This is a genomic window from Vibrio sp. B7 (assembly GCF_963888765.1).
Taxonomy (GTDB): Bacteria; Pseudomonadota; Gammaproteobacteria; order Enterobacterales; family Vibrionaceae; genus Vibrio; species Vibrio anguillarum.
Window position 1 is genome coordinate 107,244 of the sequence record NZ_CAWPKR010000003.1, and the last position, 14,290, is coordinate 121,533.

16 protein-coding genes are annotated in these 14,290 nt (G+C 45.5%); 1 reads left to right on the forward strand and 15 read right to left on the reverse strand.

The features are described from left to right. Window positions 1-94 precede the first annotated feature (94 nt). The 12 genes from AACV32_RS02220 to trmJ form a co-directional block, all read right to left on the reverse strand. Window positions 95-1,216: a bifunctional tRNA (adenosine(37)-C2)-methyltransferase TrmG/ribosomal RNA large subunit methyltransferase RlmN gene (locus tag AACV32_RS02220; RefSeq protein WP_026028096.1), complete on the reverse strand. Its 1,122-nt coding sequence runs from the start codon at window positions 1,214-1,216 to the stop codon at window positions 95-97. A 209-nt stretch (window positions 1,217-1,425) separates the two neighbouring features. Further along, window positions 1,426-1,851, reverse strand: coding sequence for a nucleoside-diphosphate kinase (gene ndk, locus AACV32_RS02225; RefSeq protein WP_013857494.1), 426 nt, complete (start codon window positions 1,849-1,851; stop codon window positions 1,426-1,428). Between the two features lie 72 nt (window positions 1,852-1,923). Next, window positions 1,924-3,219: an aminopeptidase PepB gene (gene pepB, locus AACV32_RS02230; protein ID WP_026028095.1), complete on the reverse strand. Its 1,296-nt coding sequence runs from the start codon at window positions 3,217-3,219 to the stop codon at window positions 1,924-1,926. 184 nt (window positions 3,220-3,403) lie between these two features. Next, complete coding sequence (gene iscX, locus AACV32_RS02235) at window positions 3,404-3,598, reverse strand: Fe-S cluster assembly protein IscX (RefSeq protein ID WP_010320404.1); 195 nt, start codon at window positions 3,596-3,598, stop codon at window positions 3,404-3,406. A 50-nt stretch (window positions 3,599-3,648) separates the two neighbouring features. Further along, window positions 3,649-3,987 (reverse strand): ISC system 2Fe-2S type ferredoxin, encoded by a 339-nt coding sequence (gene fdx, locus AACV32_RS02240; protein WP_010320405.1) that lies wholly within the window; start codon window positions 3,985-3,987, stop codon window positions 3,649-3,651. An 11-nt stretch (window positions 3,988-3,998) separates the two neighbouring features. Continuing rightward, window positions 3,999-5,852 (reverse strand): Fe-S protein assembly chaperone HscA, encoded by a 1,854-nt coding sequence (gene hscA, locus AACV32_RS02245; RefSeq protein WP_170894859.1) that lies wholly within the window; start codon window positions 5,850-5,852, stop codon window positions 3,999-4,001. Between the two features lie 21 nt (window positions 5,853-5,873). After that, entirely contained in the window at window positions 5,874-6,389 is a 516-nt protein-coding gene (hscB, locus tag AACV32_RS02250) for a co-chaperone HscB (RefSeq protein WP_094132407.1), read from the reverse strand. A 66-nt stretch (window positions 6,390-6,455) separates the two neighbouring features. Continuing rightward, entirely contained in the window at window positions 6,456-6,779 is a 324-nt protein-coding gene (gene iscA / locus AACV32_RS02255) for an iron-sulfur cluster assembly protein IscA (RefSeq protein ID WP_010320408.1), read from the reverse strand. A 62-nt stretch (window positions 6,780-6,841) separates the two neighbouring features. Further along, on the reverse strand, window positions 6,842-7,225 hold the full coding sequence (gene iscU, locus AACV32_RS02260) for a Fe-S cluster assembly scaffold IscU (protein ID WP_010320409.1): 384 nt from the start codon (window positions 7,223-7,225) through the stop codon (window positions 6,842-6,844). A 56-nt stretch (window positions 7,226-7,281) separates the two neighbouring features. After that, window positions 7,282-8,496: an IscS subfamily cysteine desulfurase gene (locus tag AACV32_RS02265; RefSeq protein WP_170894860.1), complete on the reverse strand. Its 1,215-nt coding sequence runs from the start codon at window positions 8,494-8,496 to the stop codon at window positions 7,282-7,284. Window positions 8,497-8,522: 26 nt separating this feature from the next. Then, window positions 8,523-9,044, reverse strand: a complete 522-nt coding sequence (gene iscR / locus AACV32_RS02270) for a Fe-S cluster assembly transcriptional regulator IscR (RefSeq protein WP_026027698.1) — start codon at window positions 9,042-9,044, stop codon at window positions 8,523-8,525. A 115-nt stretch (window positions 9,045-9,159) separates the two neighbouring features. Beyond that, the gene (gene trmJ, locus AACV32_RS02275; protein ID WP_170894861.1) at window positions 9,160-9,888 is read right to left on the reverse strand and encodes a tRNA (cytosine(32)/uridine(32)-2'-O)-methyltransferase TrmJ; all 729 of its coding nucleotides are present in this window, start codon (window positions 9,886-9,888) and stop codon (window positions 9,160-9,162) included. Window positions 9,889-10,065: 177 nt separating this feature from the next. Between trmJ and suhB the strand changes: the two genes are divergently transcribed. Continuing rightward, entirely contained in the window at window positions 10,066-10,869 is an 804-nt protein-coding gene (gene suhB / locus AACV32_RS02280) for an inositol-1-monophosphatase (RefSeq protein ID WP_013857502.1), read from the forward strand. Window positions 10,870-11,044: 175 nt separating this feature from the next. Here the strand turns inward: suhB and secF are convergent, their stop codons facing one another. From secF to yajC, 3 genes are read right to left on the reverse strand one after another with little or no spacing between them, the layout of a single operon-like run. Beyond that, window positions 11,045-11,992 carry a protein translocase subunit SecF gene (gene secF / locus AACV32_RS02285; RefSeq protein ID WP_013857503.1) on the reverse strand — a complete coding sequence of 316 codons (948 nt, stop codon included), beginning with the start codon at window positions 11,990-11,992 and terminating at the stop codon, window positions 11,045-11,047. Window positions 11,993-12,006: 14 nt separating this feature from the next. Further along, window positions 12,007-13,863: a protein translocase subunit SecD gene (gene secD / locus AACV32_RS02290; RefSeq protein ID WP_017044259.1), complete on the reverse strand. Its 1,857-nt coding sequence runs from the start codon at window positions 13,861-13,863 to the stop codon at window positions 12,007-12,009. Window positions 13,864-13,882: 19 nt separating this feature from the next. Further along, a complete protein-coding gene (gene yajC, locus AACV32_RS02295; protein WP_013857505.1) occupies window positions 13,883-14,215 on the reverse strand; it encodes a preprotein translocase subunit YajC in 333 nt (110 codons plus the stop codon). Window positions 14,216-14,290: the final 75 nt, after the last annotated feature.

Here is a 14,290-nt window from a genome sequence, read left to right on the forward strand (position 1 = left end):
TTCATAAAATTGACGTCAAAATCGCGGAAAATTATTTCAAATGGTAAAAATGCACAAAGCCAGAGGAATCTCTGGCTTTGCTTTATCATCCGATTTAGACCGATTTGACAGGAATGACATCGCCACCCATTTGTTTCATTTTGGTCCGTTTGGTTCTATCAATCACATCACCGACTAGCTGCCCACAAGCGGCATCAATATCATCACCACGAGTTTTACGCACCGTCACTGTGTGTTCATACTGCATCAGTGTTTTTTGAAAACGGTCAATACGTGAATTACTCGGTTTTTTATAAGGTGAACCGGGATAAGGGTTAAATGGGATCAGGTTAATTTTGCACGGCGTGCCTTTCATCAACTTAGCCAATTCGTGCGCGTGGTCCATATCGTCATTGACATGATCCAGCAACACATATTCCACCGTAACCTTGCCACGGTTTGCATTTGAAGTGGCGATATAACGACGCACTGAGGCTAAGAAATCTTGAATATCCCAGCGATCATTGATCGGCATAATTTCGCTGCGTAATTTGTCATTGGGTGCATGCAATGAAATCGCTAATGCAACATCGATTTGCCCTGTCATTTGATCAAGACCAGAAACCACGCCCGAAGTGGACACGGTGACACGACGTTTTGACAAGCCAAAACCTAAATCATCCAGCATGATCTCTAACGCTGGGATCAAGTTTTTCATGTTGAGCAAAGGCTCGCCCATCCCCATCATTACTACGTTAGTAATCGGACGACGACCCGTCTCTTTCTCAAGGCCAATTTCTCTCGCTGCGCGCCAAACTTGCCCGATAATTTCAGACACTTTGAGGTTACGGTTAAAACCTTGCTGAGCCGTTGAACAGAATTTGCATTCCAGAGCACAGCCAACTTGGGAAGAGACGCACAAAGTCGCTCGGTCTTCCTCTGGGATGTAAACCGTTTCAACATCTTGATCTCCTACACGCATCGCCCACTTAATCGTACCATCAGACGAATGTTGTGCTTGTGAAACGATCGGCGCGCGAATTTCACAGCGTTGCTGCAGTTGCTCACGCAGTTTCTTGTTGATATTGGTCATTTGTTCGAAGTCATCACAACCAAAATGGTAGATCCACTTCATGACCTGATCAGCGCGGAACGCTTTTTCACTGAGCTCTTCAGCAAAAAATTTACGCAGACCTTGGCGATCAAAATCAAGTAGATTGACTTTTTCAATAGTCATGTGGCCTCTCAACGACGGAAACAATAAATAAGGGCGCGAATTGTACAGCCTTTATGCAGTAACAACAAGGGTTGTACAACCCTTCAATTACTAAGTCATTCAATGCTTGCCGGATTGTTTTTACTCTGCAGCTCCCAATCATACGAGTATAAAAAAGCCTCACAACGTGAGGCCTTAATCGAAAGAATTTGGGATAGAAAACGCCAAGATTAACGAGAGAAAATCTCTGATTCAGGGAAGAAAAAAGCGATTTCACGTGCCGCCGATTCAGGACTATCACTGCCATGAACTGAGTTATGGCGCATGCTTAATGCGTAATCAGCACGAATGGTTCCACATGCCGCTTCTTCTGGGTTAGTTTTACCCATTAATTCGCGGTAACGAGCAATAGCATCTTCACCTTCAAGCACTTGAGCCATGATCGGCCCTGAGGTCATAAATTCTTTTAGTGCTGGAAAAAACGCTTTGCCTTCATGCTCAGCATAAAAGCCGCTCGCTTGCTCTTCGTTCAAATGTACCATTTTCGCGGCGATAATACGCAAACCTGATTTTTCGATACGGTGATAGATTTCACCAATCAAGTTACGTTCTACCGCATCGGGTTTAATGATAGAAAATGTTCTTTCTAGAGCCATAAGGTTATCCTTTTTCTTTTGTTTTTTTAGTTATAGTGAACCGCCCAAAACAGAGAGTTGAGCGGTTTTTCATTATTGAGCTTGGTCGGTCAAAATGCGTGCTAATGTACGCACCCCCATTGCCGTTGCACCTGCGGCCCATTTATCGCTTGCTGATTTTCGGTAAGTACCAGCGCAATCAAAGTGCAGCCACCCTTTTTTGTAATCTTCAACAAAGTAAGAGAGGAAGGCCGCTGCGGTACTTGCTCCCGGTGAATAATCACCTGAGCTGATGTTAGAGAGATCCGCAAAGCTTGAAGGTAACATAGAGCGATGAAACTCAGCCAAAGGCAGAGGCCATAAGCCTTCTTTCTCTTGGTGAGCTGCCACCAATGCCTGCTGGGATAAGCTCTCATCAAAGCTGAGTAGTGCATGGTAATCATTGCCGAGTGCATTTTTGGCGGCACCCGTTAATGTCGCGCAATCAATAATAAGCTGTGGTTTTTGCTCGTTGGCATAAATCAAGCCATCGGCCAACACTAGGCGGCCTTCTGCATCGGTGTTCATTATTTCAACTGTGGTGCCGTTTTTATAAGTGATGATATCACCTAGTTTCAAGGCGCGTCCGGAAACCATATTTTCTGCACAACACAAAATGAGTTTCACACGTTTATTAAAACCACGCATGATAGCCAAACCAAGACCACCGGTGATCGTTGCAGCGCCCCCCATATCCGCTTTCATCGCCGACATAAAGTTGGACGTTTTTAAACTGTAACCACCAGAATCAAAAGTAATGCCTTTGCCAATTAAGCAAGCAAAAACAGGAGCACTTTCTTTTCCTGTCGGATTGTAATCGAGTTGCAGCATAGCTGATGTGCGCTCGGAGCCGCGACCAACCGCATAAATACCTTCCCAACCTTCGGTGAGTAGATCTTTATCTTTGACAATGCGGTAGCTGACATGCTCAGGGGCTAGCGATTTGATGAACTCAGCCGCCATGGTCGCTAACTGACGCGGCGCGACTTCTTCAGCGCTTTTATTGATGATATCACGCGTCCATTCCGTCGCTTTAATACGATATTCTAACTCGGCTTGATCTGACTCACTCAGCGGTTGCCATTCTAGTGTGTTGAGTTTTTTCGCTTCACGATAACCTTGGTAGAAAGCCCAAATATTTTCTAAGTGCCAACCGTCACCTTGTAGGCTGATAGCTCTGATAGCTTGCCCATCAAGCTTACGTGCCGCGCGCTGAACCGCGCTGAGTTCATGCTCACTCTCAATAGCATGAATTGTGGCACCATTTTCTGAAAACGAAACAATCGCCTTTTCTCCCCACTGAGGCTGGGCAGCTTGTTGGCTGATAAATACGGACATCTTTGTAGACATGGTTTCTCCTTGCCTGAATATGGCCTCACCTGTGCCATTACGATTAAATAACCAAGGGATGTTAGCATTTTGTAGGGTCAAAATGTCAACTTGATAAAAAAACGGACCATTCGGTCCGCTCTTTTTAGTTAAAATTGTTAACTCTGTGATGTTTTACTGAATAACCATCATGTTAGCAATAGTCTTAGTCGATCTCTTCCATCCAACATAGAATAATCGCTTCGAGAATTTTTTCGTTGGAACGGTTTGGCTCATCATCAAACTCTTCCAGTTCCATCACCCACTGGTGTAGATCCGTAAAACGTACATTTTTAGGATCTACGTCTGGGTATTGCTCACAAAGCTCGATCGCAATATCACGAGAATCGGTCCATTTCATTTTGCTTTCCTTTTACAAACAGTGAACGGGCGTTAATACGCTCAATAGGATTAATGATCTTCAGAAGCCAGATTGAGTGTGTACTTTGGAATTTCAACCACTAAATCTTCGTTAGCGACTCTAGCTTGGCAGCCAAGGCGAGATTCAGGTTCAAGACCCCACGCTTTATCAAGCATGTCATCTTCCAACTCATCACTCTCATCAAGTGAGTCAAACCCTTCGCGAACGATAATATGGCAAGTCGTGCATGCGCAGGATTTTTCACACGCATGTTCAATAGCGATACCATTTTTCAGCGCCACATCCAGTACGGTTTCTCCTGCTTGCGCTTCCAGAACGGCACCTTCAGGACAAAGCTCTTGGTGAGGTAACACAATAATCTTAGGCATAATTTTTCTCTTTAAATATCATCTACCGATTGACCAGCAAGTGCACTGCGAATGGATTTATCCATACGGCGTGAAGCAAAATCTTGGCTGGCTTTGTCTGTCTCTTTAATTCCTTGCTCGATGGCATCGGCGCTATCACCATTACGCAGCACAATTAAATCTTCTATTGCATTCAGAAGGATCTGCTTTTCTGACTCAGATAACAATTCATCACCATCGGCCTGTAAGGCAGAGATCAAACCTTCGATTACACGATCGGCTTCTACACGTTGCTCTGCCAGAGCGCGAGTCTGCATATCTTGTTTGGCAAACGTCATCGAATCTCGCAGCATATTTGCTACTTCATTATCACTCAGTCCATACGAGGGCTTAACTTGAATTTCCGCCTGAACTCCCGTACTTTTTTCCATCGCTGTCACAGAGAGTAAGCCATCTGCATCAACTTGATAAGTTACGCGGATATGCGCGGCACCCGCCGTCATTGGTGGAATACCTTTTAGTGAAAAACGAGCCAATGAGCGGCAATCGTCTACCATCTCACGTTCGCCCTGCACCGTATGGATGCTCATGGCTGTTTGACCATCTTTGAAGGTGGTGAATTCTTGAGCTTTCGCAACAGGAATGGTGGTGTTACGTGGGATGATTTTTTCCACTAAGCCACCCATGGTTTCAATACCCAGCGACAGGGGAATTACATCCAGCAGTAACATTTCTGAATCGGGTTTATTACCCACCAAAATGTCGGCTTGAATTGCTGCACCAATCGCGACAACTTCATCAGGGTTGATGCTAGTTAGTGGTGTGCGACCAAAAAATTCACCAACTAAATCTCGAACCAGTGGCGTACGAGTTGAACCGCCGACCATCACCACTTCCAACACTTCATCTGCAGTAATCTCGGCATCTTTGAGTGCTCGACGACACGATAGTAAGGTTTTTTTTACTAGTGGCGTGATGAGTTGGTTAAACTCATCGCGAGTTAAACGCCCTTGCCAACCCAGTACAGAAACCTCGACACTATCAGTATCAGATAAGGCGATTTTCGCTTCGGTGGCCGCATCAAGCAATGCTCGTTGCTGCTCAGCACTGAGCGGTTCAGCCAAGCTGATTTGGCTCAAAAAATGGTCAGCAATCAAATGGTCAAAATCATCACCACCGAGCGCGGAATCGCCACCGGTCGCGAGTACCTCAAACACGCCTTTCGACAGACGTAAGATAGAGATATCAAACGTACCGCCACCTAAATCATAAACCGCAATCACACCTTCTTGCGCTGAGTCTAAGCCATAGGCAATCGCTGCAGCGGTAGGTTCATTGAGTAAACGCAGTACGTGCAAGCCGGCAAGTTGAGCGGCATCTTTGGTGCCCACGCGTTGCGCATCATCAAAATAAGCAGGTACGGTAATCACCACGCCCGCTAATTCACCACCTAACGACGCTTCGGCACGCTGAGCAAGAGATTGAAGAATATCGGCGGAAACTTGAATCGGGTTCTTATCACCTTGCGCCGTTTGCAAAATAGGCAAACCGTTGTCACTGGCTTTGAAGCGATAAGGCAATGTGGGATAACGCGCCTGAATGTCAGCCAGTGAACGGCCGATCAAACGCTTCACAGAAATGATGGTATTGGCAGGATCAACTTGCGCGTGTGCTCTGGCATCAAAGCCTACGCAACGCTCTTGAGCCGAATAGTGGACCACCGAAGGGAGGATCGAGCGTCCTTGTTCATCAGCAAGCGTCGTCGCATTACCGCTTCGAACCGATGCGACTAATGAGTTGGTTGTCCCCAAGTCGATACCCGCTGCGAGTTTATGCTGATGCGGCGCAGAGCTTTGACCGGGTTCTGCAATTTGAAGTAATGCCATGGGTTGGTCCTTATTATCGAACTAGCCGAGTAACTGTTCTTCGACTCTTTCTATTTCATTTTTGAGCTTGGCAATAAATTTAAGCTTGCGAACCGTATCAGCCGCAAGGCTCCATTGAGCATGGTTAAGTTGTTGCTCAACCAAGATAAGATGCTGTTTATACATCTTGCTGACTCTGTTTTCAAAATCGAATAACGCACTTTCAACATCAGACTGTGAGGCGATGGCTTCAAGCTCTTCTCGCAGCTCCATTTGCTCCATTAAAAACAGCGGATCTTGCATGGTTTGGTGTTCTGCGCGTAACTCTATGCCTTGTTCAAGCAACAAGTATTCTGCGCGACTGATCGGCGATTTTAATGTTTGATAAGCATCATTGATTTGTGAGGCGTTTTGCACAGCAAGCAGGCGATCTCGCTCAGACGCAGTGGCAAAGTTGTCGGGATGAAACCGTTTTTGCAGCGCACGAAACTGAGAAGAAAGAAGGCTACCATCCAGTGCAAACTGACTTGGTAGCCCAAATAATTCAAAATAGTTCATTAACACATTGCTCCTAGTGCTCGACACTAGGCTCAAGTGAGCCTAGTCACGCCGAAAGCCAATCCGTTACACGTTGAAGCTTTCACCACAACCACATTCGCTTTTTGCATTCGGGTTGTTGAACTCAAAACCTTCGTTTAGCCCTTCTTTGACATAGTCAAGCTGTGTGCCATCAAGGTAGACGAGGCTTTTCGAATCGATAATCACTTTGACACCATGATCTTCAAACACTTCGTCTTCTTCGTTAACGTCATCAACGAATTCAAGCACGTAAGCCATACCCGAGCAGCCTGTTGTTTTCACTCCAAGACGTAAACCTACGCCTTTGCCTCGGTTATCTAGGAATGCTCGAACGCGATGCGCTGCTGTTTCAGTTAAGGTAATGGCCATACTACAACCTTAGATTCTTAGTTTGAACTTATGGGAGTGAACCATCATTCACTCCCTTAATATTATTGTTGGTGTTTCTTTTTATAATCGGCAACGGCAGCTTTGATCGCATCTTCCGCCAAAATCGAACAGTGAACTTTCACTGGTGGAAGCTCTAGCTCTTCCGCGATTTCAGAGTTCTTAATAGCTGCCGCTTCGTCAATGCTCTTGCCTTTGACCCATTCAGTAACCAGTGAGCTCGAAGCAATCGCGCTACCACAACCGTAGGTTTTAAATTTTGCATCTTCAATGATGCCTTCTGGCGTCACTTTAATTTGTAGCTTCATTACGTCGCCACAAGCTGGAGCGCCAACCATACCACTACCAATGGTTGGATCTTCTTTATCAAAAGAGCCAACATTACGTGGGTTTTCATAGTGATCAATTACTTTTTCGCTGTATGCCATGATAGTTACCTCTAATCCTCTATTTCCTTGGGAATAAACCAGTGCCTTTTAAAGGACTAGTGATGTGCCCATTCAACGGTGTTTAAATCCACACCCTCTTGATACATATCCCATAGAGGAGACATGTCACGTAATTTGCTTACGGCTACGCGGATTTGTTCAACGGCGTAGTCCACTTCCTCTTCGGTCGTAAAACGGCCAAATGAGAAACGAATTGAGCTGTGCGCCATTTCATCGTTCAAACCAAGCGCGCGCAGTACATATGACGGCTCTAAGCTGGCCGACGTACAAGCACTACCTGATGATACTGCTAAGTCTTTCAAAGACATCAGTAGCGATTCGCCTTCAACAAAGGCAAAACTAATATTCAGGTTGTGCGGAACACGCTGATCTAAATCGCCATTCACACTCACAGCTTCCATGTCTTGTACACCAGCGAGTAGACGATCACGCAATGCTTTTGCGTGGTCAAAATCTTTTTGCATGTTTTGCTTGGCAATGCGGAATGCTTCACCCATACCTACGATTTGGTGCGTTGGTAATGTGCCTGAACGGAAACCACGTTCATGGCCGCCACCGTGCATTTGCGCTTCAAGACGGATACGAGGTTTACGGCGAACATATAATGCGCCAATCCCTTTAGGTCCATACGCTTTATGCGCAGAAAGGGAGATAAGATCCACTTTCATTTCTTGAACATCAAGGGGAATTTTACCGGCAGATTGCGCTGCATCTACGTGGAAAATTATCTTGCGTTCACGGCAAAGCTCACCGATCGCCATGATGTCCTGAATTACGCCAATTTCGTTGTTCACGTGCATGATCGACACCAAAATTGTGTCATCACGCATTGCCGCTTCTAATTTTTTTAGATCAATCAAGCCATTCGATTCTGGCTCAAGATAGGTCACTTCATAACCTTCACGCTCAAGCTGACGACATGGATCAAGCACCGCTTTATGCTCGGTTTTACAGGTAATGATATGCTTACCTTGCTTGGCATAGAAATGCGCCACACCTTTGATCGCGAGGTTGTCTGACTCTGTCGCACCGGATGTGAATACGATTTCGCGAGGATCAGCATTAAGCAGTTCAGCAATTTGCTCACGCGCAGTGTCTACGGCTTCTTCTGCCTGCCAGCCATAACGGTGCGATCGCGATGCTGGATTACCAAAAACACCATCCATCGTCATGTACTGAACCATCTTTTCAGCCACGCGAGGGTCAACTGGACAGGTAGCTGAATAGTCAAAATAAATAGGCAGTTTCATTTTCTACTCCAATGTAAACATTGCCGCTATGAGCGGGCATTAAGACCTACGGGCACCGAGCCGATAATCACGGTATTGGTATTTTTATTGGTTAACCCGTGGTTCACCGTCAGGCCCAAGCCTTGGCGGTCAGAAATTTCTAGTACTTCATTATCAATCATTAACTCGCCAAGAGTAATGTTGTTTAGAAAGTCACTAATGCGAGAGCTAAGATCTCGCCATAACGTATGTGTTAAGCAGCGAGTGCCACCTTGGCAGTCGGCTCTTCCATTACATTTTGTTGCATCAACTGATTCATCAACAGCGGCAATCACAGTACCAATCGAAATTGAGCAGGCATCTGCACCTAAGCGGTATCCACCACCTGGACCACGCACACTAGCAACTAGCCCCGCTTTACGCAGTTTAGAAAACAGCTGCTCAAGGTAAGAGAGCGAAATGCCTTGCCGTTCGGAAATATCCGCCAGTGGCACTGGGGTTTGTTGCGAATGCAGAGCCACATCTAACATGGCTGTAACCGCATATCTTCCTTTAGATGTAAGTCTCATATCACCGTATCCACATTGATTATGTGGTTGGAATTTTTCCATACCTGACTAAATAGGTCAAGTATTTATTTGACTAATTTAGTCGGGTATTTAACCCTATTATTAATCTGGATAATTATTGATTGCTGCGATGCTTCTCAATTGAGGTCAACACACCACGTAATATATTGATTTCTTGAGACTCTGGACGCGAACGAGAAAATAGCCGACGGAGTTTATTCATGATCTGTCCCGGCTGTTCCTTTGAAATAAACTGTGTCTGTATCATTACCTTTTCAAGATGCTGATAGAACATTTCTAATTCGTGATGCAGAGGATACGCTTCTTCTGGCTGGGCTTGATACGCTTTTTTTTCATTATTTAGATAGGCAACACGCACCTCATAACTCAATGTTTGTACGGCCATAGCAAGGTTTAACGAACTGTATTCAGGATTAGCCGGAATGCACACATGAAAATGGCATTTTTGCAGTTCATCGTTGGTCAGCCCGGTTTTTTCTCGGCCAAATACTAAAGCAACCGGGTATTGCTGCCCTTCTTGCGCCAATTTTTCCCCACATTCACGTGGTTCAAGCATTGGCCATTCTAAAGTTCGTGAGCGTGCACTTGACCCAACCACCAGGCCACAATCTGCGACAGCCTGCTCTAGCGTATCCACGACCTCCGCATTTAACGCAATGTCGCTTGCTCCAGCAGCTAGAGCGATCGCTTGAGCGTCTACCTCGCATAGAGGCGAAACCAAAATCATTTTACTTAGGCCCATGACCTTCATCGCTCGGGCAGCAGAACCAATATTTCCTGAATGAGATGTCCCTACTAAAATGATTTTTACATTGTCTAGCATTACGTTGTACGCCACTCTATTTTAAACGACAGAATACTAACATAAACCTGACTAAAATGGTCAGGTCCTTTAGCTACACATGAACAACCGAGCAAAAAATAGCCACTTCCTTTTTAATAAAACTTTGTTATACTGCTGCCCGCTTTTTCGTTCTTTAACATCCGTTGGGAAAACTGTATGCATCCAATGCTAAACATTGCTATTCGCGCTGCGCGAAAAGCTGGTAACCATATTGCTAAATCACTAGAAAATACTGAGAAAATCGAAACAACTCAGAAAGGGACTAATGACTTTGTTACTAACGTAGACAAAGAAGCAGAAACTATGATCATCGATACAATCAAAAGTTCTTACCCAGAACACAGTATCGTTGCTGAAGAAAACGGGCTTATCGACGGTAAAGATAAGGACGTTCAATGGATCATCGACCCACTGGATGGCACAACAAACTTCGTCAAAGGTTTACCCCACTTCGCCGTTTCCATCGCGGTTCGCATTAAAGGCAAAACAGAAGTTGCTTGTGTTTATGACCCAATGCGCAATGAGCTGTTTACCGCTCAACGTGGTGCTGGTGCGCAATTAAACAACTCACGCCTTCGTGTTAAACAGTTAAAAGATCTTCAAGGCACTATTCTCGCTACTGGTTTCCCATACAAACAAAAGCAACATGCCGAATCTTTCATGAAAATCATGTCTGCACTGTTTGTTGAATGTGCTGATTTCCGTCGTACTGGTTCTCCTGCGCTTGATTTATGTTACCTAGCTTCAAACCGTGTCGATGGTTACTTTGAACTGGGTTTAAGACCTTGGAATTTAGCCGCTGGCGAGCTGATCGCTCGTGAAGCAGGCGTTATTCTTACCGATTTCTCTGGCGGTACTGAATACATGAAATCGGGCAACATTGTAGGTTCAAGTGCCCGTGGTGTTAAAGCGATTCTGAAACACATTCGTGATAACGGTAACAGCGCTATTCTTAAATAGGTTGCACTAAATACCATCAACACCGTCAAAATTGATTCAAGCCTCGTATAGCAATATACGAGGCTTTTTTAGTTTCGTTTTATACTTTGCTACTTAGAGTGACCGCGGTGGGATAGGGTAGAAAAAAGCCGCAGAATATTCTGCGGCTTTGGCTATTTAAGAAACTTTCAGGCTGCTAAGGAAGTTCGTCGAACTCCGCACCCTCTTTTTCCACTTGAGGTGGAAGTAGGTGCTCACGGGTAATTCCTAATTTCAATGCCAACGCTGATGCGACATAGATAGATGAATAAGTACCCACGGTGATACCGAGCAGTAAAGCGGTGGCAAAACCATGTATGTTCGCCCCACCTTGCACAAAGAGTGCGATCACCACCAGCAAGGTGGTTCCCGATGTAATCAAAGTCCGGCTCAAGGTTTGGGTAATTGAGCTGTTCATGATCTCGGCTGAATCACCTTTACGCAATTTACGGAAGTTTTCACGGATACGGTCAAATACCACAATCGTATCGTTGAGCGAGTAACCGACAACGGTCAGCAAAGCGGCAACAATCGTTAAATCAACCTCAATTTGCATGATAGAGAAGATGCCAAGCGTGATGATCACATCGTGTGCCAGTGACATCACCGCGCCCGCAGCGAGCCGCCATTCAAAACGAACGGAGACATAAAGCAAAATACAGATGAGCGAAGCCAAAATCGCTAAGCCTCCGGCTTCAGCTAATTCATCGCCCACATTCGGGCCAACGAACTCAATGCGGCGCATCTCGACACTTTTTCCTGTCCCCTCTTTAATAGCAGAAAGAATTTGATTGCCTAACGTCTCGCCAACCATGTCAGCACGTGGACGAAGACGAACCATCACTTCGCGCGCGGAACCGAAATTCTGCACCGTCGCATCGCCAAACCCTTTCGCTTCCAAAGCACTGCGGATATCTTCAAGATTAGCTGGGTGTTCAAACCCAACTTCAATCAAAGTACCGCCGGTGAAGTCCAGTCCCCAGTTCAACCACTTGGTTGATAAAGTGAAAATAGACGCACCAATCATTAAAAGAGAGAATAAAAACGCAAATTTAGACCAACGCATAAAGTCGATCGTTTTATCTGCTTTTAGAATCTGAAACATAGTAATTCCTAGCCTTAGATCGACAATTTTTTAATGCGTTTACCACCATATAGCAGGTTCACAATACAGCGAGTCCCGATAATAGCGGTAAACATTGAGGTTAAAATACCGATAGAAAGTGTGACGGCAAACCCTTTGATGGCTCCAGTGCCCACAGCAAATAGAATGATTGCCGTGATCAACGTAGTGATGTTGGCATCAGCAATGGTACTGAACGCGTTAGCATAGCCTTGGTGGATAGCTTGTTGTGGGTTTCGTCCATCACGGAGCTCTTCACGAATACGCTCGAAGATCAGAACGTTAGCATCCACGGCCATACCGACCGTCAATACGATGCCCGCAATACCCGGCAAGGTCATTGTCGCCCCTGGGATCATCGACATCACACCAATAATGAGCACAAGGTTCGCCATCAATGCAATATTGGCAATCAAGCCAAAACCACGGTAGTAAAGCAGCGTAAAGAGCATCACCGCAACCATACCCCAGATGCAGGCTTGAATGCCCATATCGATATTTTGCTGCCCCATTGATGGACCAATGGTACGCTCTTCAACAATAGAGATTGGCGCAATTAACGCACCTGCACGCAGTAAAAGTGCAAGGTTTTGAGCTTCTGCAGCAGAGTCAATTCCCGTGATACGGAAGTTACGCCCAAGAGCCGACTGAATCGTTGCTTGGTTGATCACTTCTTCATGCTTATCCAGAATCACTTTGCCATCAGGTGTCCGACGGCCGCTGTCTTTGTACTCTGCAAATACCGTTGCCATAAGCTTGCCAATGTTCTTTTTAGAGAACGCCGACATCTTATTTCCGCCTTCGCTATCTAACGAAATGTTCACTTGCGGGCGACCATATTCATCCATGCTAGAGCTGGCATCCGTGATACTTTGACCCCCTAGAATCACGCGTTTTTTCAAGACAACCGGGCGACCATTACGATCAGATTTGATTTCACTCCCAGCAGGAGCACGACCAGAAGCCGCGGCGGCTAAATCAGCCTTGTCATCAACTTCACGAAACTCAAGAGTCGCGGTTGCGCCAAGAATTTCTTTAGCACGAGCGGTATCTTGAACCCCCGGTAATTCAACCACAATGCGGCTGGCACCTTGGCGCTGCACTAAGGGTTCAGCGACCCCTAATTCGTTAACACGGTTACGCAAAATCGTGATGTTCTGCTCAACGGCGTAATTTCGAACTTCCTGCAAACGCTGCTCAGTAAATTGAGCAATCAGCGCAAAGCGACCGTCAGCCTTAGACGTAGTAAAAGTCATATCAGGATGTTTCGACGTTAATGCTTGCTGTGCTTGCTCTAATTGCTCATCGTCACGCAAAGTGACTTCCACTCGGTCGTTGCCCACTGAGCGAATGGCGCGGTAGCGAATTTTGTCATCACGCAGTTCGCTGCGAAACGCTTCTTCTTGCTGGCCAATCAATTTTTCCATTGCGGCATCCATATCCACTTCCATTAAGAAGTGAACACCACCACGCAGATCAAGGCCAAGCTTCATCGGTGCCGCGCCAATCGATTCCAACCAAGAAGGCGTTGAAGGAGCAAGGTTAAGTGCAACAATTGTATCTTTGCCTAACGCTTCACTCACCACATCACGCGCACTGATTTGAGTATCGGTATCGTTAAATCGAACAAGAATTGATCCATTCTCTAGAGCAATGGATTTATGAGAAAGGCTCTCTTTATCAAGAGCTTTGGTGACAGCATCCAGCGTTGACATATCAACAGAGGCGCCACGCGCCCCTGTAATTTGAATTGCCGGATCTTCACCGTAAATATTTGGAAGTGCATATAAAGCAGAGAGAGTGATGGCGAACACCACTAACAAATACTTCCATAACGGATAACGGTTTAGCACAGCAAGGATCCTTTAGCTGTTATAAAGACTTAAGCGTACCTTTTGGTAGCACCGCTGTAATGAAATCTTTTTTGATCACAATTTCATTGTTCACATTCAGTTCGATAGAGATGTAATCGCTGTCTTCTGCGATTTTAGTGATTTTACCCACTAAACCGCCACTGGTTAACACTTCATCACCTTTAGTCATGGCGGCCATCAAACTTTTATGCTCTTTAACACGTTTGGCTTGTGGGCGGTAAATCATGAAGTAGAAAATAACCGCAAACATACCAAGCATGATCAGCATTTCATAACCGCCACCTTGTGATGCACCTTCACCTGCTGCGTGTGCTACAGAAATTAAACTCATTGAAAACGTCCTCTAAAATATTGTTGTGTAATGTAATTCTAATTGGGCTGCGTTGGCTTAATTTCAAGTTTATCA

What these genes read in the sequence shown, in the direction of transcription:
- AACV32_RS02220 (WP_026028096.1), bottom strand. Translation starts at nt 1,216, where the DNA reads ATGACTATTGAAAAAGTCAATCTACTTGATTTTGATCGCCAAGGTCTG.
- ndk (WP_013857494.1), bottom strand. Translation starts at nt 1,851, where the DNA reads ATGGCTCTAGAAAGAACATTTTCTATCATTAAACCCGATGCGGTAGAA.
- pepB (WP_026028095.1), bottom strand. Translation starts at nt 3,219, where the DNA reads ATGTCTACAAAGATGTCCGTATTTATCAGCCAACAAGCTGCCCAGCCT.
- iscX (WP_010320404.1), bottom strand. Translation starts at nt 3,598, where the DNA reads ATGAAATGGACCGATTCTCGTGATATTGCGATCGAGCTTTGTGAGCAA.
- fdx (WP_010320405.1), bottom strand. Translation starts at nt 3,987, where the DNA reads ATGCCTAAGATTATTGTGTTACCTCACCAAGAGCTTTGTCCTGAAGGT.
- hscA (WP_170894859.1), bottom strand. Translation starts at nt 5,852, where the DNA reads ATGGCATTACTTCAAATTGCAGAACCCGGTCAAAGCTCTGCGCCGCAT.
- hscB (WP_094132407.1), bottom strand. Translation starts at nt 6,389, where the DNA reads ATGAACTATTTTGAATTATTTGGGCTACCAAGTCAGTTTGCACTGGAT.
- iscA (WP_010320408.1), bottom strand. Translation starts at nt 6,779, where the DNA reads ATGGCCATTACCTTAACTGAAACAGCAGCGCATCGCGTTCGAGCATTC.
- iscU (WP_010320409.1), bottom strand. Translation starts at nt 7,225, where the DNA reads ATGGCATACAGCGAAAAAGTAATTGATCACTATGAAAACCCACGTAAT.
- AACV32_RS02265 (WP_170894860.1), bottom strand. Translation starts at nt 8,496, where the DNA reads ATGAAACTGCCTATTTATTTTGACTATTCAGCTACCTGTCCAGTTGAC.
- iscR (WP_026027698.1), bottom strand. Translation starts at nt 9,044, where the DNA reads ATGAGACTTACATCTAAAGGAAGATATGCGGTTACAGCCATGTTAGAT.
- trmJ (WP_170894861.1), bottom strand. Translation starts at nt 9,888, where the DNA reads ATGCTAGACAATGTAAAAATCATTTTAGTAGGGACATCTCATTCAGGA.
- suhB (WP_013857502.1), top strand. Translation starts at nt 10,066, where the DNA reads ATGCATCCAATGCTAAACATTGCTATTCGCGCTGCGCGAAAAGCTGGT.
- secF (WP_013857503.1), bottom strand. Translation starts at nt 11,992, where the DNA reads ATGTTTCAGATTCTAAAAGCAGATAAAACGATCGACTTTATGCGTTGG.
- yajC (WP_013857505.1), bottom strand. Translation starts at nt 14,215, where the DNA reads ATGAGTTTAATTTCTGTAGCACACGCAGCAGGTGAAGGTGCATCACAA.